Raw genomic sequence first — 20,612 nt, 5'->3', positions numbered from 1 at the left:
ACCGGAAATCGCCGCCATGGCCCGCAAAAAAGCTGCACTGGATTTCGAACAGTCCCTCGCCGACCTGCAAACGCTGGTGGAGCGTCTGGAGAATGGCGAATTGTCGCTGGAGGACTCGCTGGCCGCTTTCGAGCAAGGCATCGGTCTGACCCGCGATTGCCAGGCGGCGCTGGCCCAGGCCGAGCAAAAGGTTCAAGTGCTGCTCGAGCGTGATGGCGAGTTGGCCGAGGAACCCTTCGACGCGGACCAGCCAGAATGATTGCAGCGTACTCGGCCACCAGCCAGGCTCGCGTCAATGCGGCTCTGGAAACCCTGTTCACGGCACCGGGCCCGGAGCTTGCGCGGTTGTACGAGGCCATGCGCTACAGCGTAATGAATGGCGGCAAGCGCGTGCGCCCACTGCTGGCCTATGCCGCGTGCGAAGCGTTGGGCGGCAAGCCTGAGCAAGCCAACGGCGCGGCCTGTGCAGTGGAACTGATCCACGCCTATTCACTGGTGCACGACGATTTGCCGGCGATGGACGATGACGATCTGCGTCGCGGCCAGCCCACCACCCACAAGAAATTCGATGAAGCCTGCGCGATCCTCGCCGGCGACGGTTTGCAGAGCCTGGCTTTCAGCGCGCTGCTCGATCCAAATCTGAGCAACACGGATGCCGACATCCGCCTGCAAATGGTCACCGCCCTGGCACTGGCCGCAGGTCCGGCGGGCATGGTCGGCGGCCAGGCCATCGACCTCGGCTCGGTCGGTCTGAAACTCGACCAGAAAGCCCTGGAGTACATGCACCGGCACAAAACCGGCGCGTTGATCGAGGTCAGCGTCAAGCTTGGTGCCCTGGCCAGCGGCCGTGCCGAGAAAGACGAACTCAAGTCCCTGCAGGCTTATGCACAGGCCATCGGCCTGGCATTCCAGGTGCAGGACGACATCCTAGACGTCGAAAGCGATACCGAAACCCTCGGCAAACGCCAGGGTGCCGACATTGCCCGGGACAAACCGACCTACCCGGCCCTGCTCGGCCTCGACGCGGCCAAGGCTTATGCCCTGGAGCTGCGCGACCAGGCCCTGCACGCACTGCGACCGTTTGACGCGGCCGCCGAGCCGTTGCGTGATCTGGCCCGGTATATCGTCGATCGCCGCAGCTGACGGCGAATCCGCCAAAAAGGACCAACGCGTGGGCAGGGGGCGATGCATCAGGTAAACTGCCGCATCTTTTATACCTATAACGATTCGCCTGATGCCCACGACGTTTCATGAGATTCCCCGCAAGCGCCCGACCACGCCCCTGCTCGACCGCGCGAACACGCCGGACGGCCTGCGCCGGTTAGGCGAAGCCGAGCTGGAAACCCTGGCCGATGAGTTGCGCCTGGAATTGCTCTACACGGTCGGCCAGACCGGTGGGCATTTCGGTGCCGGCCTGGGCGTGATCGAGCTGACCATCGCGCTGCATTACGTCTTCGACACCCCGGACGACCGGTTGGTGTGGGACGTAGGTCATCAGGCTTATCCGCACAAGATCCTCACCGGTCGTCGCGAGCGCATGGGCACCCTGCGCCAGAAGGACGGCGTTGCCGCCTTCCCGCGTCGCTCCGAGAGCGAGTACGACACCTTTGGCGTCGGCCACTCCAGCACCTCGATCAGTGCCGCGCTGGGCATGGCGATTGCCGCCCGCCTGCAAAACAGCGAGCGCAAGGCCATCGCGGTGATCGGCGACGGCGCCCTGACCGCGGGCATGGCGTTCGAGGCGCTGAACCATGCGCCGGAAGTGGACGCCAACATGCTGGTGATCCTCAACGACAACGACATGTCGATCTCGCGCAATGTCGGTGGCTTGTCGAACTATCTGGCGAAGATCCTTTCCAGCCGTACTTACGCGAGCATGCGCGAAGGCAGCAAAAAAGTGCTGTCGCGCCTGCCCGGTGCCTGGGAAATCGCCCGTCGCACTGAAGAATACGCAAAAGGCATGCTGGTTCCCGGCACGCTGTTCGAGGAGCTGGGCTGGAACTACATCGGCCCGATCGATGGCCACGACCTGCCAACCCTGATCGCCACCCTGCGTAACATGCGCGATCTGAAAGGTCCGCAGTTCCTGCACATTGTCACCAAGAAGGGCAAAGGCTTCGCCCCGGCGGAAGTCGACCCGATCGGCTACCACGCCATCACCAAACTCGAACCGCTGGACGCGCCGGCTGCCGCGCCGAAAAAAGCCAGCGGCCCGAAATACTCCGGTGTGTTCGGTGAATGGCTGTGCGACATGGCGGCTGCCGATCCGCGCCTGGTCGGGATTACCCCGGCGATGAAGGAAGGCTCGGACCTGGTCGCTTTCAGTGAGCGCTTCCCGCTGCGCTACTTCGACGTGGCCATTGCCGAGCAGCACGCCGTCACCCTCGCGGCCGGCATGGCCTGCGAAGGCGCCAAACCCGTGGTGGCCATCTATTCGACCTTCCTGCAGCGCGGTTACGACCAGCTTGTTCACGATGTGGCGGTGCAGAACCTCGACGTGCTGTTCGCCATCGACCGCGCCGGCCTGGTGGGCGAAGACGGTCCGACCCACGCCGGCAGTTTCGACCTTTCGTACCTGCGCTGCATCCCCGGCATGCTGGTGATGACCCCGAGCGACGAAAACGAACTGCGCAAGATGCTCACCACCGGTCACCAGTACGAAGGCCCGGCGGCGGTGCGTTATCCACGTGGGAATGGCCCGAACGCGACTATCGAGAAAGACCTCGAACCGATCGAGATCGGTAAAGGTGTAGTCCGCCGCCAGGGCAGCAAAGTTGCCCTGCTGGTGTTCGGCGTGCAACTGGCCGAAGCCCTGAAAGTCGCCGAGACGCTGGACGCGACCGTGGTCGACATGCGCTTCGTCAAACCTCTGGATGAAGCGCTGGTTCGCGAAATCGCCGGCAGTCACGAACTGCTGGTGACCGTCGAAGAGAACGCAATCATGGGCGGCGCCGGTGGCGCGGTCAGCGAATTCCTCGCCCGCGAAAACATCCTCAAGTCGATGCTGCACCTGGGCTTGCCGGACATTTACGTCGAACACGCCAAGCCTGCGCAAATGCTGGCTGAGTGTGGTTTGGACGAAGCGGGAATCGAAGCGTCCATTCGCGAGCGCCTGCAACTGCTCGACCGCTAAACACACTCTCCCTGTGGGAGCGGGCTTGCCCGCGAAGAGGCCGGCACATCCAACATCAATGTTGGCTGTACCGACGCCTTCGCGAGCAAGCCCGCTCCCACAGTGTTTTGTGGACCTCTCAAAATTGTATTTGCCTCAAAGCACCATCGGACTACCAATGAAGTTCTCCCACCTCGCCTTGCCTCTGTTTCTGCTGCCCACCACCAACGCTTTAGCCGACACCTTCGAACGCGACCAGGCACTGAAGCTGCCCGACGTGCTGATCAGCGCCAACCGCCAAGTCGAGGCGCGCAACGACAGCAGCGCCGCCAACACCGTCTTCACCCGCGACGACATCAATCGCCTGCAACCCGATAGCGTCACGGATCTGCTGCGTCGGGTGCCGGGCGTGCAAGTCTCGCAGACCGGTGGGCGCGGCAGTCTTCCGGGTGTCTACATCCGCGGCACCCAGTCGGCCCAGAGCCTGGTGTTGGTGGACGGCCAGCGCATCGGCAGTTCGACCTCAGGTGACAGCAACCTGCAACACATCAACATCGACCAGGTCGAGCGCGTGGAAGTGTTGCGCGGCTCCCGCTCGGTGATTTACGGCAGCGATGCGATCGGCGGAGTGATCCAGATCTTCACCCGCCGTGGCGGCGAACAGGGCCTGCAACCGCGACTGCACATGGGTTTTGGCAGCAACCAGACCTGGGAGCGCAGCCTCGGTTTGTCCGGTGGCGATGAAAAAACCCGCTTCAACCTTGGCGCCAGCCTCGACGAAACCGTCGGGATCAATCGTACTCACGAGTCGTATCCCAGCGACGGCGACCATGACGAATACCGCAACAAGTCGTTTAGCCTGAGCCTGAGCCACGCCCTGACCGATGACATCGAAGTCGGCACCAATGTGCTGGATAACCGTGGCAAGAGCGAATTCGACAGTCCGTTCGACTCAGCTCAACAGCAGCCTTACAACGAATTCGATGTGAGCAGTGTCAGCAGCTACATTGACGCGCGTATTAATGAAGCATGGAAAACCCGTGTTGAATTCGGCCACAGCGAAAACCGCGAGAAGACCCTGGACAAGCTCAGTGACGAACGCAGCGTTTTCAACACCTACCGCGACTCGGTGACCTGGCAGAACGATCTGACGCTCGACGAGCGCAACAGCCTGATGTTGGGCGGCGACTGGTACGAAGACCGGATCAATAGCAGCACGCCGTTCGACGAGGACAGCCGCTGGAACCGCGCAGCATTCATCCAGCATCGCTTTGAGGCGGACAGTTTCTCCACGGAGTTGGGCCTGCGTCACGACGATAACCAGCAGTTCGGCAGCCAGAACACCTGGAGCGGCACCTTCACCCTGCCGCTGAACCCGGACAACGAAGTGCTGCTGACCTACAGCGAAGGCTTCCGCGCGCCGACGTTCAACGATCTTTACTACCCGGACTTCAGCAACCCGGACCTCAAGCCTGAAACCTCAAAAAGCTATGAGCTGCAATGGCGCAGCCAATTGACCGAGAGCAGTCGCCTGGAGACGTCGCTGTATCGCACCGACCTTGAAGACGCGATCATCTTCGGCAGCAACTCGCGCCCGGAGAACGTCGCCTCGGCGCGGATCAACGGCTTCGAAGCCGCGCTGAAGCAGGAACTGTTCGATTGGCAGAGCAACCTCGGCGTGGCGATCATCGACCCGCGGGATCGTGACACAGGCCACACCCTGGCCCGTCGCGCACGGCGCACCTTGAGCTGGGATCTCGACCGGCAGTTCGATCGCCTGGGTCTCGGCGCCAGCTGGCAAGCGGTCAGCAGCAGCTATGACGACCTGAACAATCAACAGCCGCTCGGTGGTTATGCCTTGTTGGGGTTGCGTAGCAGTTGGGAGCTCAATCGTGAAATCAAGCTGGAGCTGAAGGTCGATAACCTGCTGGACAAGGGTTACAGTCGGGCGCTGTACAGCTACCTGGGTAGCCAGTATGGGTATCGCGAGGAAGGTCGGGCGTGGATGTTCGGGGTGACCTGGACACCGGGGATCTAAAGCCAGACTCGATCATTTGTGGCGAGGGGCTTGCCCCCGTTCGGTTGCGCAGCGACCGCAATCAGGCTGATGTCGCATGCCTGATGAAACATCATTCTAAGACTTGGGGCTGCTTCGCAGCCCAACGGGGGCAAGCCCCCTCGCCACAGGTCAGCGGTTCGGCTGAAGAAGCTGGCACAGCTTTGCAGTCGCCTCGACCATCTGCCCACTCGGCCGCTCCAGGCCCTTGTCCGTCACCAAACGCAATTGCCCTTGTGCCACCGCCGCCACCTGCGGCCAGGCTTTCCACGCATCGAGCTGCGCCTGATCACTGGCCAGAATCACTTCGGGATTACGCTGCAGCACGGCTTCCACACTGACTTGCGGTGCCGGCAGTTTCAGGTCGGCAAATACGTTTTGGGCACCGCAGACCGCCAGCGCATCGCTGATGATCTGCTCACCACCAACCGTGTACAGCGGCCGATCCCAGACCTGATAGAACACCCGTAACGGCCGATCCCGTCGATAGCGTTGGCGCAATTCACCCAGCCGCTGGCGTAAATCGGTGGCCAATGAAATACCGCGCTCAGGCCGGCCGAGCTGAGCGGCAATAGCCTCGATCTGCGTCGTGAGCTGGTCCAGGCTGTGGGGCTCGGCGACGTAGGTGGGAATGTTCAGGCGCTTGAGCTGGTCACGCTGGGCCGGGCCGACGCTACCGGGCCATAGCAGCAACAGATCGGGTTTCAGGCTGAGCAAGCGCTCCATGTCCAACTGGCCATAGCGGCCAACGGAGGGCAGGTTCTTCAGTTCATCAGGTCGTTCACCAGCGTCCAGCACGCCGACCAGCAGGTCGGCGGAGCCCAGCTCGATGACGATTTCAGAGAGCGACGGTGCAAGGCTGACAACCCGCTCGACCGCGATGGCCGAGCGACTGGCGGCCAGCAACAAAATCGCCAGCCAGACCGCGCGCATCAACCGAGTTGACGCGGAATACGATAGAGGTAGAACAGCACGGCGGTCGACAGCGCCAGCAGCATCAGCGGCACAGCCTCGAGACCGACGAACACCGCCAGGGCAGCGATCCAGGCCGGCAGCCCGGCGGCGAGGAATGCCGTGCGCCGCTTGGCCGCCAGACTGATCCAGGCGGCAGGTTCTTCAGGGGTATCGAGGGCTTTCTGGGTGGCGATCAGCGCGTGTTTGTAAGCACCGAAAAACTTCAGGCTGACAAACATCGAGGCAACTCCGGCGATGAACAACGGCATCGCCAGCACCGGCAGGATGGCGTCGCTCTGGCCGAACACCGCGTTGATCACAAACAGCGGCAACAAGGCCAGTGCCAGGTATTGCCACCAGTTGACGGACAGTCGCCGCCGCACCTGACCGCGGGTCACGCCCGGTCTGCCTCGCCCTGATGCTCGTTGCCCATCATGTGGTCGAGCTTGCTGGCCTTGGTCGCCAGGTAGAGTCGGTTATGCGGGTTGTGGCCGGTGTGCAGCGGCACGCGCTCGGCGACCACGATACCCATGTCGGTCAAGGCTTTGACCTTGCGCGGGTTGTTGGTCATCAGGCGCAGGGACTTCACGCCCAGGTGCTCCAGCATCGGCAGGCACATGGCGTAGTCACGCTGGTCGGCGGCAAAGCCCAGGCGCTCGTTGGCTTCAACGGTATCGGCACCACCGTCCTGCAACTCATAGGCGCGGATCTTGTTCAGCAGGCCAATGCCACGACCTTCCTGACGCAGGTAGAGCAAAACCCCACGACCTTCGCGTGCGATGGCCTGCAAGGCGGCCTCCAGTTGCGAGCCGCAGTCGCAACGCTGGCTGAACAGGGCATCGCCCGTCAAGCATTCGGAGTGCAACCGGCCGAGCACCGGGGCACCGTCGGCGATCTCACCCAGGCTCAGCACAACGTGCTCGCGGCCGGTGGCTTCATCGAGGAAGCCGTGCATGGTGAATTGCGCAAAAGGCGTTGGCAGCTTGGAAGCGGCGACAAAAACGACAGGCACCGGTGTGCTCCTGATCTAAAAGTCTGAAGATTCGCAGAGCCGGCATTGTAACAGCAGGTTCCGGAGGACGCTTAGGCTGAATTATCGGCGATAACTATCAAATAGTTTGATAACAGCCTCCATCATTCAATGTGGCAGCGGGCTTGCTCGCGAAGGCGTCGTGTCAGTCGACATCAATGTTGCATGACACACCGCTTTCGCGAGCAAGCCCGCTCCCACAATGGGTACATCATCAGCCGCAAGAACCGGCTCAGTCCGAATCAAACGGATACGGCTGTTTCCAGCGCTCGAAGATCGGTTTCAGCTCGCCGCTTTTCACCAGTTGCTCCATGCGCTGATCGAACAGGGCCATCAGGCTGCGTGCCTTCGGGGTCTTGGCGAAACACAGAAACAGCGGCAATTCGGCGATATGGGTACTGCGCAACAGGGAAGGTTCCTTGGCGCGATTGCGCACGTAATCGACTTCGGTCTGCGCATCGATGTAATAGTCGGCACGGTTGTGGATCAGCATCGACACAATGCCGGTGCGCCGCTGCACTTCAGCAAAATGCTGCACGTTAGGCAGGTAATGCTGGTAATCGTAGCCGCGAACCCACGCCAGTCGATAACTGCCCACGGTTTCCGGAGTGGGTACCGGACTGCTGGCCAGGCCCAAGGCATAGATGTGATCGGTGTCGAAGTTCCAATGGGGATAGAGCACACCCTCGGACTCGTCACGATAGGAACCGACACAGGCGTCGACCTCGCCACGTTCGGCCAGGCCCAGCGAACGCACGTAGGGCTCGGTGCGGATGTCGACCTTGACGCCCGCCGGCTCGAACACTTGGCGCAACACGTCCCAACCCAGGCCATGTCCATCTGCAGCGGTGTAGTCTTCCCAGTCTTCGCTCGCCAGATGAATCACCGATGGCGGCGTAGCGACCCCTCCGCCCGCCTGGGCAAAAGAGCAAAATATCGTAAACGCCAGCACCATCAATCCGCGTAGAGCCATCCTTGCTTCTCCCGATTAACAGTTCTCCTGATTAACGCCTGAATATCTCCGCTCAGGCGAAAAACCACACAAGTCCCTGCATCGCCAACCAGGCGAACACCCCGGCCAGGACATCATCGAGCATGATGCCAACGCCGCCATGCACGTGCCGGTCGATCCAGCGAATCGGCCACGGCTTGAGGATATCGAAGAAGCGGAACATCAAGAAGCCCGCCAGCAACCACTGCCAACCTTCCGGCACCAGCCACAGGGTGATCCACATCCCGACCATTTCGTCCCAGACGATGCCTTCATGGTCGTGTACCCGCAAATCGTCAGCCACTTTGCCGCACAGCCAGAAACCGAACAACATGGTGATGCCCAGCATCAGCCAGTAACCCCAGTCCGGCAGCATCTGCCACAACGGAATAAAGGGTAGCGCAACTAACGACCCCCAAGTGCCAGGCGCCTTTGGCAAGGTGCCCGAGCCGAAGCCGAACGCCAGGAAATGCCATGGATTACGCCAGACCGACGGCGGTACGAATTCCGCCGGGACCTGTTTGGGATGATCTGTCACGGTGACTCCCGAAAATGTTGATAACCCCGGGTTTGCGGGGTGATGTCTTTGCCATCGGCGTCCAGCAGCGTCACGCCCTGCCCCGTCACCACACGGCCAATCACATGGATCGGCCAGCCGTCGGCCAGCAAGAGCGGCAACTCGACGGACGGGAGTGTGAAGGCCAGGACGTAATCGTCGCCGCCGCTCAGGGCCGCCACCTGTGCATCCGCGTGACCGAGAAAGTCGACCAGGCTCTGCGACAGCGGCAAACGTTCACGTTCGACTTCGATAGCGACCTTCGAGGCCAGCGCGATATGCCCGCAATCAGCGAGCAGACCGTCGGAGATATCCATCGCCGAAGTGGCCTTGCCCCGCAGCGCCTGACCCAAGCCGAGTTGTGGTTGCGGTGACCAGTAATGCGCCAGCAATGGCTCGGCAATGCTCGCTTGGGCCGTGCGCGCGCCAAGCACCAGGGGCAAGGCACCGGCGGCATTTCCCAGGTCGCCACCGACACACAGCAGATCGCCCGGTCGCGCACCGCTGCGGGTCAACGCCAAGCCAGCCGGCACACGACCGAACACGGTCATGGTCAGGCTCAGCGGTCCATGGGTGGTGTCGCCGCCAACCAATGCCACACCGCAGCTTTGCGCCATCAGGTTCAAACCACGGGCATAGGCTTGCAACCAATCGGCGGTCACCGTCGGCAAGGTCAGGGCAAGGGTGAAGGCAACCGGGGTGGCGCCCATGGCAGCCAGGTCGCTGACGGCCACGGCCAGCGAGCGCTGACCGAGCAGAAACGGATCGCAGGGATCGGCGAAATGCACACCGGCCACCAGCGTATCGGTAGAAATCGCCATCTGCTCCCCGGGAGGAACAGCCAGCAAGGCGCAGTCATCGCCAATCCCGAGAGCAACGCCTTCGCCGCCCTGCGCACAAGGCGCGGCGGCGAAGAAATTGCGGATCAGCTCAAACTCGCCCATCGCAGTTTCAAGCGCTGGTTAGCGCTTGAACGCCTTCACTTCAGCTTCACGCAGACGTGGCGCCAGTTTGTCGAGCACACCGTTGACGAACTTGTGGCCGTCGGTGGAACCGAAGACCTTGGCCAGTTCGATACCTTCGTTGATCACAACGCGGTACGGCACGTCGACGCGCTTGAGCAGTTCCCAGGTGGACAGGCGCAGAACCGCCAGTTCAACCGGGTCGAGCTCTTCGATGGTCAGATCGAGGCAAGGCGTGAGTGCGGTGTCGATTTCGGTCTTGAACTGCGGAACCCCGTGAAGAATTTCGCGGAAGTAGGCGCCATCAACATCGGTGAAATCGTTATCGACCCGGAACTGAGCTTCGATCTCGTTCAGCGACTGCTTGGCCATGTGCCATTGGTACAGCGCCTGGGTCGCGAGCTGACGGGCTTCGCGACGCTTGACGCTTTTCGATGGCTTACCGGCATCCGCAGGCTTTGGATCGCGCGGGTTGAAACGATCGCTTTCGTCGCTAATCACTTGGCCTCCAACTGCGCCAGCAGGCTGACCATTTCCAGAGCGGACAGGGCAGCTTCGGCACCTTTGTTACCGGCCTTGGTGCCGGAACGTTCGATGGCTTGCTCGATGGAATCAACGGTCAGCACGCCGAAAGCGACCGGTACGCCGAACTCCATGGATACCTGGGCCAAGCCCTTGGTGCATTCGCCAGCCACGTATTCGAAGTGCGGAGTACCGCCACGAATGACCGCGCCCAGGGCGATGATTGCCGCGAACTCGCCCTTCTGAGCGACTTTCTGCGCAACCAGCGGGATTTCGAAGGCGCCAGGCGCACGGATGATGGTGATGTCGCTTTCGCTTACGCCGTGGCGAACCAGGGCATCAACTGCACCGCTGACCAGGCTTTCAACGACGAAGCTGTTGAAACGGCCTACTACCAAAGCGTAGCGGCCTTTAGGGGCGATGAAGGTACCTTCGATGGTCTTCAGGGTCATTCGTTAGATCTCTTAAAGAGCCGGGACGTGTTTTCTACGCGTCCCTCAGTGATTTGTTAGCCGCGAATACAGCGCCGGAACCCGCATCGGTGTTCACTTGCAACTCGTTGTGGCGAGGGAGCTGGCTCCCGCTGGGCTGCCTAGCGGCCCCTCTTGTGGGCGCTGCGCACCCAAGCGGGAGCAAGCTCCCTCGCCACAGTAAATCAAACAAGCCTTAAGTGAACAACGATGCCAAAACCCGGTGTCTTATTCGGAGGGCACGTATTCTACAACTTCCAGATCGAAACCGGATATCGCATTAAATTTCATTGGTGCCGACATCAGGCGCATTTTGCGTACGCCCAGGTCGCGCAGAATCTGCGAACCTGCACCGACAATGCTGTAGGTGGTCGGTTTTTTCACCGCGGCGTGGTCGGCAGTTTCGCGGATATGCGCCAGCAGCACGTCGCCATCGAGCGGGTGACCGAGCAACAGCACCACGCCGCTGCCAGCCTCGGCAACCGCAGCCATGGCGGCGCGCAGGCTCCAGCGGCCCGGTTGCTTGACCATCAGCAGGTCGCGCAGCGGGTCCATGTTGTGCACGCGAACCAGGGTCGGTTCTTCGGCACACACATTGCCCAGGGTCAGCGCCATGTGCACGTCGCCTTCCACCGAATCACGATAGGTCACCAGGTTGAATTGGCCCAGTTCGCTGTCCAGTGGCTGCTCGGCAATCCGCTGAACGGTACGTTCGTGAATCATGCGGTAGTGAATCAGGTCGGCGATGGTGCCGATCTTGATGTCGTGTTCGGCTGCAAAAGCTTCCAGCTCGGCGCGACGGGACATGGTGCCGTCGTCGTTCATCACTTCGCAGATCACGCCGCTCGGTTCGAAGCCGGCCATGCGCGCCAGGTCGCACGCCGCTTCGGTGTGGCCGGCGCGGGCCAGGGTGCCACCGGCCTGGGCCATCAGCGGGAAGATGTGGCCCGGGCTGACGATGTCTTCAGCCTTGGCATCACGGGCGGCGGCGGCCTGCACGGTACGCGCGCGGTCGGCGGCGGAGATGCCGGTGGTCACACCGGTGGCCGCTTCGATCGACACGGTGAACTTGGTGCCGAAACCGGAACCGTTGCGTGGCGCCATCAACGGCAGCCTGAGCAGTTCGCAACGCTCGCGGCTCATCGGCATGCAGATCAGGCCACGGGCGTGCTTGGCCATGAAGTTGATGTGCTCGGGCTTGCAGCACTCGGCGGCCATGATCAGGTCGCCTTCGTTCTCGCGGTCTTCGTCATCCATGAGGATGACCATCTTGCCTTGGCGGATGTCTTCAACCAGTTCTTCGATGCTATTGAGCGCCACAAGGCACCCCCTTTTTGCGAAATTTGAGCTTCAGGATTTGAGGTAGCCGTTTTGGGCCAGAAAGCTTTCGGTGATGGTGCTGCCGGCAGTCGGCTCTGCGGCCTTGTCGCCCAACAGCAGGCGCTCCAGGTAACGGGCCAGCAAGTCCACTTCCAGGTTCACCCGGCGACCCGGTTGATACGACGCCATGATGGTTTCGCTCAGGGTGTGCGGAATGATGGTCAGCAGGAACTCGGCGCCATCGACTGCGTTCACGGTCAGGCTGGTGCCGTCGACGGTGATCGAGCCTTTATGGGCGATGTACTTGGCCAGGTCCTTCGGCGCGCGGATGCGGAATTCCACGGCGCGCGCGTTCTCAGTACGGGCAACCACTTCGCCCACGCCATCGACGTGACCGCTGACCAGGTGTCCGCCAAGGCGAGTGGTCGGGGTCAGGGCTTTTTCCAGATTGACCGGGCTGCCGCTTTTCAGGTCGTTCATGGCGGTGCAGTCGAGGGTTTCGCGACTGACGTCCGCCGCAAAGCCGTTGCCTGGCAACTCGACGGCAGTCAGGCACACGCCGTTGACCGCGATGCTGTCGCCCAGTTTGACGTCGCTCAGATCGAGCTTGCCGGTTTCGACGTGAACCCGCACATCACCGCCCTTTGGGGTCAATGCACGAATACTGCCGATGGATTCGATGATGCCGGTAAACATGAGGTTCTCCTCGAGAACAAAGCCAAAGCTTGCGCGATGGCCGGAAATTATACGCTTGCTGCTGGCAAAGGAATGGCGATGACTCGCCAGTCATCGCCGATAGCACGAATTTCGATGATTTTAAGCTCGGGCGCATCCTTCATTTGCGCGAGCGGCCAGTCCAGTAGTGGCCGCGCCGAGGAGCCCATGAACTTGCCGGCGATGAAGATGTGGAACTCATCCACTAGACCGAGTTGGGCAAAGGCACCTGCCAGGCGCGGACCGGCCTCGACCAGCACTTCGTTGACGCCACGGGCGGCGAGTTCGACCAATAGCTGGCGCAGATCGACCTGGCCATCGTAGCCCGGCACGATCAGGCATTCCGGGCCGTTGGCGTACTGTTCCTCCACCGCGACACAAGTGGCGACCAGCGCCGGGCCAGCCTTGAAGAATGGCGCATCCAGCGGCACCCGCAGACGACCATCGACCAGCACACGCAGGGGCGGACGGCTCATGGCCAGGGCCGTTTGCCCGGCATCCAGCCCCAGCTCATCGGCGCGCACGGTCAACCGCGCGTTGTCCGCCAGCACCGTATCGGCACCAGTCAGCACCACACTGGCCTGGGCGCGCAGGCGTTGCACCGCCGAACGTGCCGCCGGGCCGGTGATCCATTGGCTTTCGCCACTTTCCATCGCCGTGCGACCGTCCAGGCTCATGGCCAATTTGACCCGCACGTAGGGCAAGCCGTGTTCCATGCGTTTCAGAAAGCCTTGATTGAGCTTGCGTGCCTCGCTTTCCAGCACACCGCTTTCAGTGGCGATGCCAGCCTGGGACAGGCGTTGCAAACCGCGACCGGCGACTTCCGGGTTCGGGTCCTGCATCGCCGCGACCACCCGGGCCACGCCGGCATTCACCAGCGCATCGGCGCACGGCGGTGTACGGCCGTGATGGCTGCAAGGTTCAAGGGTGACGTAGGCAGTGGCGCCACGGGCCAACTCACCGGCAGCACGCAAGGCGTGGACTTCGGCGTGGGGTTCACCGGCGCGCTCATGCCAGCCTTCGCCGACAATCTGCCCGCCCTGCACGATCACGCAACCAACTCGCGGATTGGGGTGCGTCGTGTAATGCCCCTTGCGCGCCAGCTCCAGGGCACGGGCCATGAAGTGGGCGTCGAGGATCGCTTGTTCTGCGCAGGTGGTCATTCTTTCACCGGTTCACGGGCCAGGCGATCGATCTCTTCGCGGAACTCGTTGAGGTCCTGGAAGCGGCGATATACCGAGGCGAAGCGGATGTAGGCGACTTCATCGAGCTTCTGCAGCTCGGCCATCACCAGTTCGCCGACCACGAGGGATTTGACCTCGCGCTCGCCGGTGGCGCGCAGTTTGTGTTTGATGTGCACCAGCGACGATTCGAGGCGCTCGACGCTCACCGGGCGCTTTTCCAGCGCGCGCTGCATGCCGGCGCGGAGTTTTTCTTCGTCGAACGGCTGGCGACTGCCGTCGGTTTTAATCAGGCGCGGCAACACCAGTTCAGCCGTCTCGAACGTCGTGAAACGCTCGCCGCAGGCCAGGCATTCACGCCGGCGGCGCACCTGTTCGCCCTCGGCGACCAGACGCGAGTCGATGACCTTGGTGTCGTTGGCACCGCAGAAGGGACAGTGCATGGTGGCAGGCAACAAAAAAAGGGAGGGCCATGGTAGCGCATCCCGGTGGCAAGACAAGCCATAGGGTTTGCGGTATACAGACGGGATGATCACTTGATCCATGGAATTCAGCTTTATGGAGCCACCAATGTCGTTACGTCCGCTCATTTTGCTCAGTGTTTTCAGCCTGCTGGTGGCTTGCGGCAGCGATGCACCCAAGCCCCAGCCGCCAACGCCAGGCCCGGCGCCGCAGCAAGCACAGAAAAAAGCCCGGGAGGCCGCCGACCTCGGCCCGCTGCCCGCCTATCAGCGTGAGCTGAGCGGCACCTTGCAAGGCGTGCCGGCCGGCGCTGAAGTCGAACTGGCGCTGCTGGTGATCGACGATAAGGACCGCCCGCAACAATTGCTCGCCAGCTCCAGCCTGATCGGCAACAACCAGGTGCTGCCGTTTCACCTGCGTTTCAATCCGGAATCCTTCCCGACCGGCGCCCGCGTGGAACTGCGTGGCCGGGCCAGTCAGTCCGGCCAGTTGATCCTGCACCTGCCGTCGCAGCTGATCAGCCAACCGACCACCCAGGCCCTGGGCCAACTGCAATTCGTCAAAGCCCCATGAGTGCACCGCTCGACCTGCAACGGGCCTTGGCTGAATTGCTCGGCGACGCACAATTGGTGGCCTGCCCGTTGCCTGAAAGCGATTTGAAACTGTGGCTGATCGACGGCGACAACATGGACCGCGCCTTCAGCCCGGAAGAAACCCGGCGCATCCTGCATGAGCCGCCGTACTGGAGTTTCTGCTGGGCCAGTGGCCTGGCCGTGGCCCGTTATCTGGCCGCCAACCCGCATTGGGTCGAAGGCAAGCGGGTACTGGATTTCGGTGCCGGTTCCGGGGTGGCGGGGATTGCCGCGGCCAAGGCCGGCGCGCTTGAAGTGCTGGCCTGCGACCTCGACCCGCTGGCGATTGCCGCGTGTCGGGCCAATGCCGAGCTCAATGACGTACAGCTCAATTACTCGACGGATTTTTTCGCAGAGGCTGATCGCTTCGATCTGATCCTGGTCGCGGATGTGCTGTACGACCGGGCCAACCTGCCACTGCTCGACCAGTTCCTCAGTCGCGGCCGGGAAGCGCTGGTGGCGGACTCCCGTGTCAGGGATTTCCGTCATCCGCTGTACCAACGCATCGAAATGCTCGAAGCCATGACCCTGCCGGACCTGGCCGAGCCCCACGAGTTTCGGCATGTGAGCCTGTACCACGCGCAGCGTTAACCAAGAGCTTCGCGAGCAAGCCCGCTCCCACACGGATTTAAGTCGGCCACAAGATTTGTGATGCACACCAACCACTGTGGGAGCGGGCTTGCCCGCGAAGACGCCCGATCAGGCAACGCACCTCTCACGACTACCCCGCTTCCGGCCGCACCCCACCAAGCCGTATAGTTGCCCCATTCACGCTTCCAAGAGATCACCCATGAGTCAGGAAACGCCGTACATCTTCGACGCCACGACTGCCGATTTCGACCAGTCGGTGATCGAGAACTCCTTCCACAAGCCAGTGCTGGTGGATTTCTGGGCCGAATGGTGCGCGCCCTGCAAAGTGCTGATGCCGATGTTGCAGAGCATTGCCGAGAGCTATCAGGGTGAGTTGCTGCTGGCCAAGGTCAACTGCGACCTCGAGCAAGACATCGTCGCCCGCTTCGGCATCCGCAGCCTGCCGACCGTGGTGCTGTTCAAGGACGGCCAGCCTGTCGACGGCTTTGCCGGTGCCCAGCCGGAATCCGCCGTGCGCGCCCTGCTCGAACCCCATGTGCAGATGCCGCCGCCGGCCGCCGCCGATCCGTTCGAACAGGCCCAGGCGCTGTTCGACGACAGCCGCTTTGCCGATGCAGAAGCCCTGCTCAAAGTGCTACTGGGTGAAGACAACACCAATGCCAAGGCGCTGATCCTCTACGCCCGTTGTCTGACTGAACGCGGTGAACTGGGCGAAGCGCAAGCCGTGCTGGATGCGGTCAAGAGCGACGAACACAAGGCCGCGCTGGCCGGCGCCAAGGCACAGATCAAGTTTCTCGGTTTGGCCAAGGACTTGCCGGATGCCGCCGACCTGAAGGCCCGGCTGGCGAAAGATCCGCTGGACGATGAGGCGGTCTATCAACTGGCGATCCAGCAACTGGCCCGTCAGCAGTACGACGCCGCGCTGGATGCCTTGCTGAAGTTGTTCATGCGCAACCGCAGCTACAGCGAAGGCCTGCCACACAAGACCTTGCTGCAGGTGTTCGAGTTGCTGGGCAATGACCACCCGCTGGTGAGCACGTATCGCCGCAAGTTGTTTGCTGCTCTCTACTGATCACAAACCTGTAGGAGCGAGCTTGCTCGCGATGGTCGTCAACGATGACGAGGGCTGCCTGCATGGCCGAAGCGCCCTGACGCTTTTCGCGAGCAAGCTCGCTCCTACAACAACCAGCGATAGAGCGGCGTATCGGTACCGCTTTCCACTTTCACATCCGGACTATGGCGCAAGCGCACCAACAGGCGTTTGCCCGCCGCCGCGCTGCCGGTCAGGCCTTCCAGTTGATCGAGCAGGTCCGGGCCACTGAGCTGCCCGGCCTGGCGCAGCAAATCCCTGGCGATCTGCCACAGCGCATCATCCTGATTCAGCGGTTTCGCCGCTGGCGTGCTGACCGGGGCTTTTTCCACCTGCAGTTGCGCCCCTAGTCGCGCCCAGTCCGCGTCGTCCATCTCCAGGGTCAAATCCACCGGCCAGTCGCCGATGCTTCCGCGAATTCGCAACATAGGTCTGCTCCCGCACATTTCTTCCCTGCATGCTCCCACGGGACTTGTGCAACGCCAAGCAGACAGTCAAACTCTCCGCATCTACGTTATAAGATTACATAACATTTTATTCATTTTACTTTTCGGAGACTCGCCATGCGTCGTCTGCTTCTCGTTCTGCCGTTTGCCATGTTGCCGTTGGCTGTCGCCCATGCCGCCGATGAACACGATCATGAGCATGGCAGCCTGGGTGCCCACGAGCATGGAGTGGGCCGCCTGAACGCGGCGCTCGACGGCAAGACCCTGGCGCTGGAGCTGGAAAGCCCGGCGATGAACCTGGTGGGTTTCGAGCATGTCGCCAGCAGCGATGCCGACAAAGCCAAAGTCGCCGCCGCCCGCGCCCGGCTTGAGCAACCACTGGCCCTGTTCAACCTGCCGACAGCCGCCGGTTGCGTGGTGGAAAACCAGGAACTGGAAAGCCCGCTGTTCGGCGATGCCCCGGATGCCGACGATGACCACGATGAAGACGCCAAGGATGAACATCATCACGATCACAGCGAAATCCACGCCCACTACCAGTTCACCTGTGCCACTCCAGCGGCGTTGAAGACCCTGGACCTGGCGAACATTTTCAACTCGTTCCCGGCCACCCAGAAAATTCAGGTACAACTGATCAGCCCGAGCGGGCAGCAAGGGGTTGAAGTGACGGCCAAGTCTGCGGCCCTCAAATTCTGAATCCACCCAGTTCCGTAGGAGCCGGCTTGCTGGCGATCGCCACGCCGCGGTCTGTCAATGAAACCGCGTTATCGTTTATCGCCAGCAAGCCGGCTCCTACACAGGTCATCAACATTCATGAAATCGGCTAAATGACCCAAGCACTCATCGAACTGTCCGACCTGGGCTTCAGTTGGCCCGGTCACCCGCCACTGCTGGACATCCCGGCGTTTCGCCTGGAGCGCGGGGAAACCCTGTTCCTCAAAGGCCCCAGCGGCAGTGGCAAGACCACCCTGCTCGGCCTGCTCGGCGGCGTACAAAAACCTGATCGCGGCAGCATCCGCCTGCTCGGCCAGGAACTGACGCAACTCTCGGCCGGCGCCCGCGACCACTTCCGCGTCGATCACACCGGCTACATCTTCCAGCAGTTCAACCTGCTGCCGTTTCTGTCGGTGCGCGAGAACGTCGAACTGCCCTGCCACTTCTCGAAACTGCGCGCCGAACGGGCGAAACAACGCCACGGCAGCGTCGACAAAGCGGCCGCCACCTTGCTCGCTCATTTGGGCTTGAAGGATGAAAACATCCTCGGACGCCGCGCCGATTCGCTGTCCATCGGCCAACAACAACGAGTCGCCGCAGCGCGAGCCTTGATCGGCCAGCCGGAACTGGTGATCGCCGACGAGCCGACCTCGGCCCTCGATTACGATGCCCGCGAGAACTTCATTCGCCTGCTGTTCGCCGAGTGCCGCGAAGCCGGCTCGAGCCTGTTGTTCGTCAGCCACGACCAGAGCCTGGCGCCGCTGTTCGACCACAACCTGTCGCTGGCCGAACTCAATCGCGCCGCCACCCCGTCCGAGGTCTGAGATGTATCTGTTTCGTCTAGCCATGGCCAGCCTGGCTAACCGCCGCTTCACCGCGATCCTCACCGCGTTCGCCATCGCCCTGTCGGTGTGCCTGTTACTGGCGGTGGAGCGCGTGCGTACCGAAGCCAAGGCCAGTTTTGCCAGTACCATCAGTGGCACCGACCTGATCGTCGGCGCCCGCTCAGGCTCGGTGAACCTGTTGCTGTACTCGGTGTTCCGCATCGGTAACGCCACCAACAACATCCGCTGGGACAGCTTCGAACACTTTGCCAACAACCCGAAAGTGAAATGGGCGATCCCGATGTCCCTCGGCGATTCCCATCGCGGCTACCGGGTGATGGGCACCACCGAAGCCTACTTCGAGCATTACCAGTACGGTCGCCAGCAACACCTGGAACTGGCCGATGGCCGCGCCTTCGCCACCGACCCGTTCGAAGTGGTGCTCGGTGCCGAAGTGGCGGATGCGCTGCACTACAAACTCGGCGAGAAACTGGTGCTGGCCCACGGCGTGGCGGCGATCAGCCTGGTCAAGCATGACGACAAGCCGTTCACCGTGGTCGGCATTCTCAAGCGCACCGGCACCCCGGTGGACCGCACGCTGCACATCAGCCTTGGCGGCATGGAAGCGATTCACATCGACTGGCATAACGGCGTGCCGGCCCGGGGCGAGGGGCGCATCACGGCCGATCAGGCGCGCAACATGGACCTCACGCCGCAGGCGATCACCGCGTTCATGCTCGGCCTGAACAACAAGATTTCGACCTTTGCCCTGCAGCGGGAAATCAACGAATTCCGCGGTGAACCGATGCTGGCGATCCTGCCGGGCGTGGCGTTGCAAGAGCTGTGGAGCCTGATGGGCACCGCGGAAAAAGCCTTGTTCGTGGTCTCGCTATTTGTGGTGCTGACCGGGTTGATTGGCATGCTGACGGCCATTCTCACCAGCCTCAACGAACGCCGTCGGGAAATGGCGATCCTGCGCTCGGTGGGCGCACGCCCCTGGCACATCGCGACACTGCTGGTGCTCGAGGCCTTTGCCCTGGCGTTGTCTGGCGTGATCGCTGGCGTGGCATTGCTGTATGTGTGCATCGCGGCGGCCCAGGGTTATGTGCAAGCCAACTACGGCCTGTTCCTGCCGCTGTCCTGGCCGAGCGAGTATGAATGGACGCTGCTCGGTGGCATCCTGATCGCCGCGCTGCTGATGGGCAGCGTGCCGGCCTGGCGCGCCTATCGCCAATCCCTGGCCGATGGCCTGTCGATCCGTTTATGAGGACGTTGAAAATGCCCCGCGCTGTAATTGCGCTGTTGATGCTGGTCGCCCTGCCCCTGTGGGCAGCCCAGCCAAAAGACCTGACCTGGTCGGAGATGATCCCGCCCGACGCGCCGAAAGAAGTACCGAACATGACGCCGCTGCACGATCTGTCGCAGATGAGCAGCACGCTCTCGGCAGAGTCGGCGCCAGCCGCCAAGCAGGACATGCCCAACGCACCGGTGGTCAAGGCCCTCGATGGCCAGAACATTCGCTTGCCAGGTTACATCGTGCCGCTGGAAGTCAGCGAGGAAGGACGCACCACGGAGTTCCTGCTGGTACCTTATTTCGGCGCCTGCATCCATGTGCCACCACCGCCGTCGAATCAGATCGTGCACGTCAAAAGCGAAGTCGGCGTGAAGCTCGACGAGCTGTATCAGCCGTACTGGATCGAGGGCGCGTTGCAGGTCAAGGCGACCACCAGCGAGCTGGCGGATGCCGGGTATCAGATGGAGGCGGACAAGATTTACCTGTATGAATTGCCGGAGTGAATCCGGTCGTTTTGTACTGTCAGTTTCTCCGCCTTCGCGAGCAAGCCCGCTCCCACATTGGATTGCGTTCCCCTGTGGGAGCGGGCTTGCTCGGAAGGGGCCATCAAAAACAGCACAAAAACCACTCCCTAGCCACTTTCATTGAGCTGCATCAAAAGACCGAATAGTTAGCCGGCTTACCATTGGAC

The 20,612-nt window shown here is 61.9% G+C and carries 24 protein-coding genes; 11 read left to right on the top strand and 13 right to left on the bottom strand.

The genetic code is table 11. The annotated features are described in order from the left end of the window. Positions 1-16: 16 nt before the first annotated feature. From KGA88_RS08435 to KGA88_RS08420, 4 genes are all read left to right on the top strand, one after another. Entirely contained in the window at positions 17-259 is a 243-nt protein-coding gene (locus KGA88_RS08435; protein WP_007970180.1) for an exodeoxyribonuclease VII small subunit, read from the top strand. Beyond that, positions 256-1,143: a (2E,6E)-farnesyl diphosphate synthase gene (gene ispA / locus KGA88_RS08430; protein ID WP_110661003.1), complete on the top strand. Its 888-nt coding sequence runs from the start codon at positions 256-258 to the stop codon at positions 1,141-1,143. The genes KGA88_RS08435 and ispA overlap by 4 nt, the downstream gene beginning before the upstream one ends. Positions 1,144-1,234: 91 nt before the next feature. Beyond that, positions 1,235-3,133, top strand: coding sequence for a 1-deoxy-D-xylulose-5-phosphate synthase (dxs, locus tag KGA88_RS08425; RefSeq protein WP_223590100.1), 1,899 nt, complete (start codon positions 1,235-1,237; stop codon positions 3,131-3,133). A gap of 157 nt (positions 3,134-3,290) precedes the next feature. Further along, positions 3,291-5,150, top strand: coding sequence for a TonB-dependent receptor domain-containing protein (locus tag KGA88_RS08420; RefSeq protein ID WP_223590097.1), 1,860 nt, complete (start codon positions 3,291-3,293; stop codon positions 5,148-5,150). Positions 5,151-5,300: 150 nt separating this feature from the next. On the opposite strand, the gene KGA88_RS08415 is transcribed toward KGA88_RS08420, so the two are convergent. The 12 genes from KGA88_RS08415 to nrdR all read right to left on the bottom strand — a co-directional run bounded on the left by KGA88_RS08415 (position 5,301) and on the right by nrdR (position 14,311). After that, positions 5,301-6,101 (bottom strand): cobalamin-binding protein, encoded by an 801-nt coding sequence (locus KGA88_RS08415; protein ID WP_223590095.1) that lies wholly within the window; start codon positions 6,099-6,101, stop codon positions 5,301-5,303. After that, complete coding sequence (locus KGA88_RS08410) at positions 6,101-6,520, bottom strand: MFS transporter (protein ID WP_110662309.1); 420 nt, start codon at positions 6,518-6,520, stop codon at positions 6,101-6,103. The genes KGA88_RS08415 and KGA88_RS08410 overlap by 1 nt, the downstream gene beginning before the upstream one ends. Further along, on the bottom strand, positions 6,517-7,134 hold the full coding sequence (gene ribA / locus KGA88_RS08405; RefSeq protein WP_223590093.1) for a GTP cyclohydrolase II: 618 nt from the start codon (positions 7,132-7,134) through the stop codon (positions 6,517-6,519). The genes KGA88_RS08410 and ribA overlap by 4 nt, the downstream gene beginning before the upstream one ends. 250 nt (positions 7,135-7,384) lie before the next feature. Beyond that, positions 7,385-8,125 carry a substrate-binding periplasmic protein gene (locus tag KGA88_RS08400; protein WP_223590090.1) on the bottom strand — a complete coding sequence of 247 codons (741 nt, stop codon included), beginning with the start codon at positions 8,123-8,125 and terminating at the stop codon, positions 7,385-7,387. Positions 8,126-8,177: 52 nt separating this feature from the next. Next, positions 8,178-8,681 carry a phosphatidylglycerophosphatase A gene (locus tag KGA88_RS08395; protein ID WP_007970166.1) on the bottom strand — a complete coding sequence of 168 codons (504 nt, stop codon included), beginning with the start codon at positions 8,679-8,681 and terminating at the stop codon, positions 8,178-8,180. Continuing rightward, a complete protein-coding gene (gene thiL / locus KGA88_RS08390) occupies positions 8,678-9,643 on the bottom strand; it encodes a thiamine-phosphate kinase (protein WP_223590088.1) in 966 nt (321 codons plus the stop codon). Before thiL ends, KGA88_RS08395 begins: the two co-directional genes overlap by 4 nt. 18 nt (positions 9,644-9,661) lie before the next feature. Continuing rightward, positions 9,662-10,162 (bottom strand): transcription antitermination factor NusB, encoded by a 501-nt coding sequence (nusB, locus tag KGA88_RS08385; RefSeq protein ID WP_008053839.1) that lies wholly within the window; start codon positions 10,160-10,162, stop codon positions 9,662-9,664. Next, on the bottom strand, positions 10,159-10,635 hold the full coding sequence (gene ribE, locus KGA88_RS08380; protein ID WP_003228649.1) for a 6,7-dimethyl-8-ribityllumazine synthase: 477 nt from the start codon (positions 10,633-10,635) through the stop codon (positions 10,159-10,161). Before ribE ends, nusB begins: the two co-directional genes overlap by 4 nt. A gap of 246 nt (positions 10,636-10,881) precedes the next feature. Then, the gene (gene ribBA, locus KGA88_RS08375) at positions 10,882-11,973 is read right to left on the bottom strand and encodes a bifunctional 3,4-dihydroxy-2-butanone-4-phosphate synthase/GTP cyclohydrolase II (RefSeq protein ID WP_110662983.1); all 1,092 of its coding nucleotides are present in this window, start codon (positions 11,971-11,973) and stop codon (positions 10,882-10,884) included. A 30-nt stretch (positions 11,974-12,003) separates the two neighbouring features. After that, positions 12,004-12,669 carry a riboflavin synthase gene (locus tag KGA88_RS08370; RefSeq protein ID WP_046815884.1) on the bottom strand — a complete coding sequence of 222 codons (666 nt, stop codon included), beginning with the start codon at positions 12,667-12,669 and terminating at the stop codon, positions 12,004-12,006. 47 nt (positions 12,670-12,716) lie between these two features. Beyond that, positions 12,717-13,850, bottom strand: coding sequence for a bifunctional diaminohydroxyphosphoribosylaminopyrimidine deaminase/5-amino-6-(5-phosphoribosylamino)uracil reductase RibD (gene ribD / locus KGA88_RS08365; protein ID WP_223590086.1), 1,134 nt, complete (start codon positions 13,848-13,850; stop codon positions 12,717-12,719). Next, positions 13,847-14,311, bottom strand: a complete 465-nt coding sequence (gene nrdR, locus KGA88_RS08360) for a transcriptional regulator NrdR (RefSeq protein ID WP_003228656.1) — start codon at positions 14,309-14,311, stop codon at positions 13,847-13,849. The genes ribD and nrdR overlap by 4 nt, the downstream gene beginning before the upstream one ends. Positions 14,312-14,438: 127 nt before the next feature. Here nrdR and KGA88_RS08355 point away from each other — a divergent pair, with 127 nt between their 5' ends. The 3 genes from KGA88_RS08355 to trxA all read left to right on the top strand — a co-directional run bounded on the left by KGA88_RS08355 (position 14,439) and on the right by trxA (position 16,625). Continuing rightward, positions 14,439-14,903, top strand: coding sequence for a YbaY family lipoprotein (locus KGA88_RS08355; protein WP_223590084.1), 465 nt, complete (start codon positions 14,439-14,441; stop codon positions 14,901-14,903). Further along, positions 14,900-15,553, top strand: a complete 654-nt coding sequence (locus KGA88_RS08350) for a class I SAM-dependent methyltransferase (protein WP_110662470.1) — start codon at positions 14,900-14,902, stop codon at positions 15,551-15,553. Before KGA88_RS08355 ends, KGA88_RS08350 begins: the two co-directional genes overlap by 4 nt. A gap of 199 nt (positions 15,554-15,752) precedes the next feature. Further along, positions 15,753-16,625, top strand: a complete 873-nt coding sequence (trxA, locus tag KGA88_RS08345) for a thioredoxin (protein ID WP_110663219.1) — start codon at positions 15,753-15,755, stop codon at positions 16,623-16,625. Between the two features lie 104 nt (positions 16,626-16,729). Here the strand turns inward: trxA and KGA88_RS08340 are convergent, their stop codons facing one another. Further along, complete coding sequence (locus KGA88_RS08340) at positions 16,730-17,071, bottom strand: hypothetical protein (protein ID WP_110661279.1); 342 nt, start codon at positions 17,069-17,071, stop codon at positions 16,730-16,732. Positions 17,072-17,206: 135 nt separating this feature from the next. Here KGA88_RS08340 and KGA88_RS08335 point away from each other — a divergent pair, with 135 nt between their 5' ends. The 4 genes from KGA88_RS08335 (at position 17,207) to KGA88_RS08320 (ending at position 20,424) form a co-directional block, all read left to right on the top strand. Next, positions 17,207-17,785 carry a DUF2796 domain-containing protein gene (locus tag KGA88_RS08335; RefSeq protein ID WP_110661278.1) on the top strand — a complete coding sequence of 193 codons (579 nt, stop codon included), beginning with the start codon at positions 17,207-17,209 and terminating at the stop codon, positions 17,783-17,785. A 131-nt stretch (positions 17,786-17,916) separates the two neighbouring features. After that, positions 17,917-18,627, top strand: coding sequence for an ABC transporter ATP-binding protein (locus KGA88_RS08330; protein WP_057713120.1), 711 nt, complete (start codon positions 17,917-17,919; stop codon positions 18,625-18,627). Between the two features lies 1 nt (position 18,628). Then, complete coding sequence (locus KGA88_RS08325; protein ID WP_110661277.1) at positions 18,629-19,894, top strand: ABC transporter permease; 1,266 nt, start codon at positions 18,629-18,631, stop codon at positions 19,892-19,894. A gap of 11 nt (positions 19,895-19,905) precedes the next feature. After that, the gene (locus KGA88_RS08320) at positions 19,906-20,424 is read left to right on the top strand and encodes a DUF3299 domain-containing protein (RefSeq protein WP_110661276.1); all 519 of its coding nucleotides are present in this window, start codon (positions 19,906-19,908) and stop codon (positions 20,422-20,424) included. Positions 20,425-20,612 lie beyond the last annotated feature (188 nt).

This window comes from Pseudomonas sp. A-R-19 (genome assembly GCF_019956575.1).
Classification (GTDB): domain Bacteria; phylum Pseudomonadota; class Gammaproteobacteria; order Pseudomonadales; family Pseudomonadaceae; genus Aquipseudomonas.
Note: the sequence above shows the minus strand (reverse complement) of the source record. Positions and strands in the feature narration are given on the sequence as shown.

What these genes read in the sequence shown, in the direction of transcription:
- KGA88_RS08335 (WP_110661278.1), top strand. Translation starts at nt 17,207, where the DNA reads ATGCGTCGTCTGCTTCTCGTTCTGCCGTTTGCCATGTTGCCGTTGGCT.
- KGA88_RS08355 (WP_223590084.1), top strand. Translation starts at nt 14,439, where the DNA reads ATGTCGTTACGTCCGCTCATTTTGCTCAGTGTTTTCAGCCTGCTGGTG.
- KGA88_RS08325 (WP_110661277.1), top strand. Translation starts at nt 18,629, where the DNA reads ATGTATCTGTTTCGTCTAGCCATGGCCAGCCTGGCTAACCGCCGCTTC.
- KGA88_RS08435 (WP_007970180.1), top strand. Translation starts at nt 17, where the DNA reads ATGGCCCGCAAAAAAGCTGCACTGGATTTCGAACAGTCCCTCGCCGAC.
- thiL (WP_223590088.1), bottom strand. Translation starts at nt 9,643, where the DNA reads ATGGGCGAGTTTGAGCTGATCCGCAATTTCTTCGCCGCCGCGCCTTGT.
- KGA88_RS08340 (WP_110661279.1), bottom strand. Translation starts at nt 17,071, where the DNA reads ATGTTGCGAATTCGCGGAAGCATCGGCGACTGGCCGGTGGATTTGACC.
- KGA88_RS08400 (WP_223590090.1), bottom strand. Translation starts at nt 8,125, where the DNA reads ATGGCTCTACGCGGATTGATGGTGCTGGCGTTTACGATATTTTGCTCT.
- KGA88_RS08420 (WP_223590097.1), top strand. Translation starts at nt 3,291, where the DNA reads ATGAAGTTCTCCCACCTCGCCTTGCCTCTGTTTCTGCTGCCCACCACC.
- ribD (WP_223590086.1), bottom strand. Translation starts at nt 13,850, where the DNA reads ATGACCACCTGCGCAGAACAAGCGATCCTCGACGCCCACTTCATGGCC.
- ribE (WP_003228649.1), bottom strand. Translation starts at nt 10,635, where the DNA reads ATGACCCTGAAGACCATCGAAGGTACCTTCATCGCCCCTAAAGGCCGC.
- trxA (WP_110663219.1), top strand. Translation starts at nt 15,753, where the DNA reads ATGAGTCAGGAAACGCCGTACATCTTCGACGCCACGACTGCCGATTTC.
- KGA88_RS08330 (WP_057713120.1), top strand. Translation starts at nt 17,917, where the DNA reads ATGACCCAAGCACTCATCGAACTGTCCGACCTGGGCTTCAGTTGGCCC.
- KGA88_RS08350 (WP_110662470.1), top strand. Translation starts at nt 14,900, where the DNA reads ATGAGTGCACCGCTCGACCTGCAACGGGCCTTGGCTGAATTGCTCGGC.
- KGA88_RS08370 (WP_046815884.1), bottom strand. Translation starts at nt 12,669, where the DNA reads ATGTTTACCGGCATCATCGAATCCATCGGCAGTATTCGTGCATTGACC.
- nrdR (WP_003228656.1), bottom strand. Translation starts at nt 14,311, where the DNA reads ATGCACTGTCCCTTCTGCGGTGCCAACGACACCAAGGTCATCGACTCG.
- KGA88_RS08415 (WP_223590095.1), bottom strand. Translation starts at nt 6,101, where the DNA reads ATGCGCGCGGTCTGGCTGGCGATTTTGTTGCTGGCCGCCAGTCGCTCG.
- KGA88_RS08320 (WP_110661276.1), top strand. Translation starts at nt 19,906, where the DNA reads ATGCCCCGCGCTGTAATTGCGCTGTTGATGCTGGTCGCCCTGCCCCTG.
- ispA (WP_110661003.1), top strand. Translation starts at nt 256, where the DNA reads ATGATTGCAGCGTACTCGGCCACCAGCCAGGCTCGCGTCAATGCGGCT.
- dxs (WP_223590100.1), top strand. Translation starts at nt 1,235, where the DNA reads ATGCCCACGACGTTTCATGAGATTCCCCGCAAGCGCCCGACCACGCCC.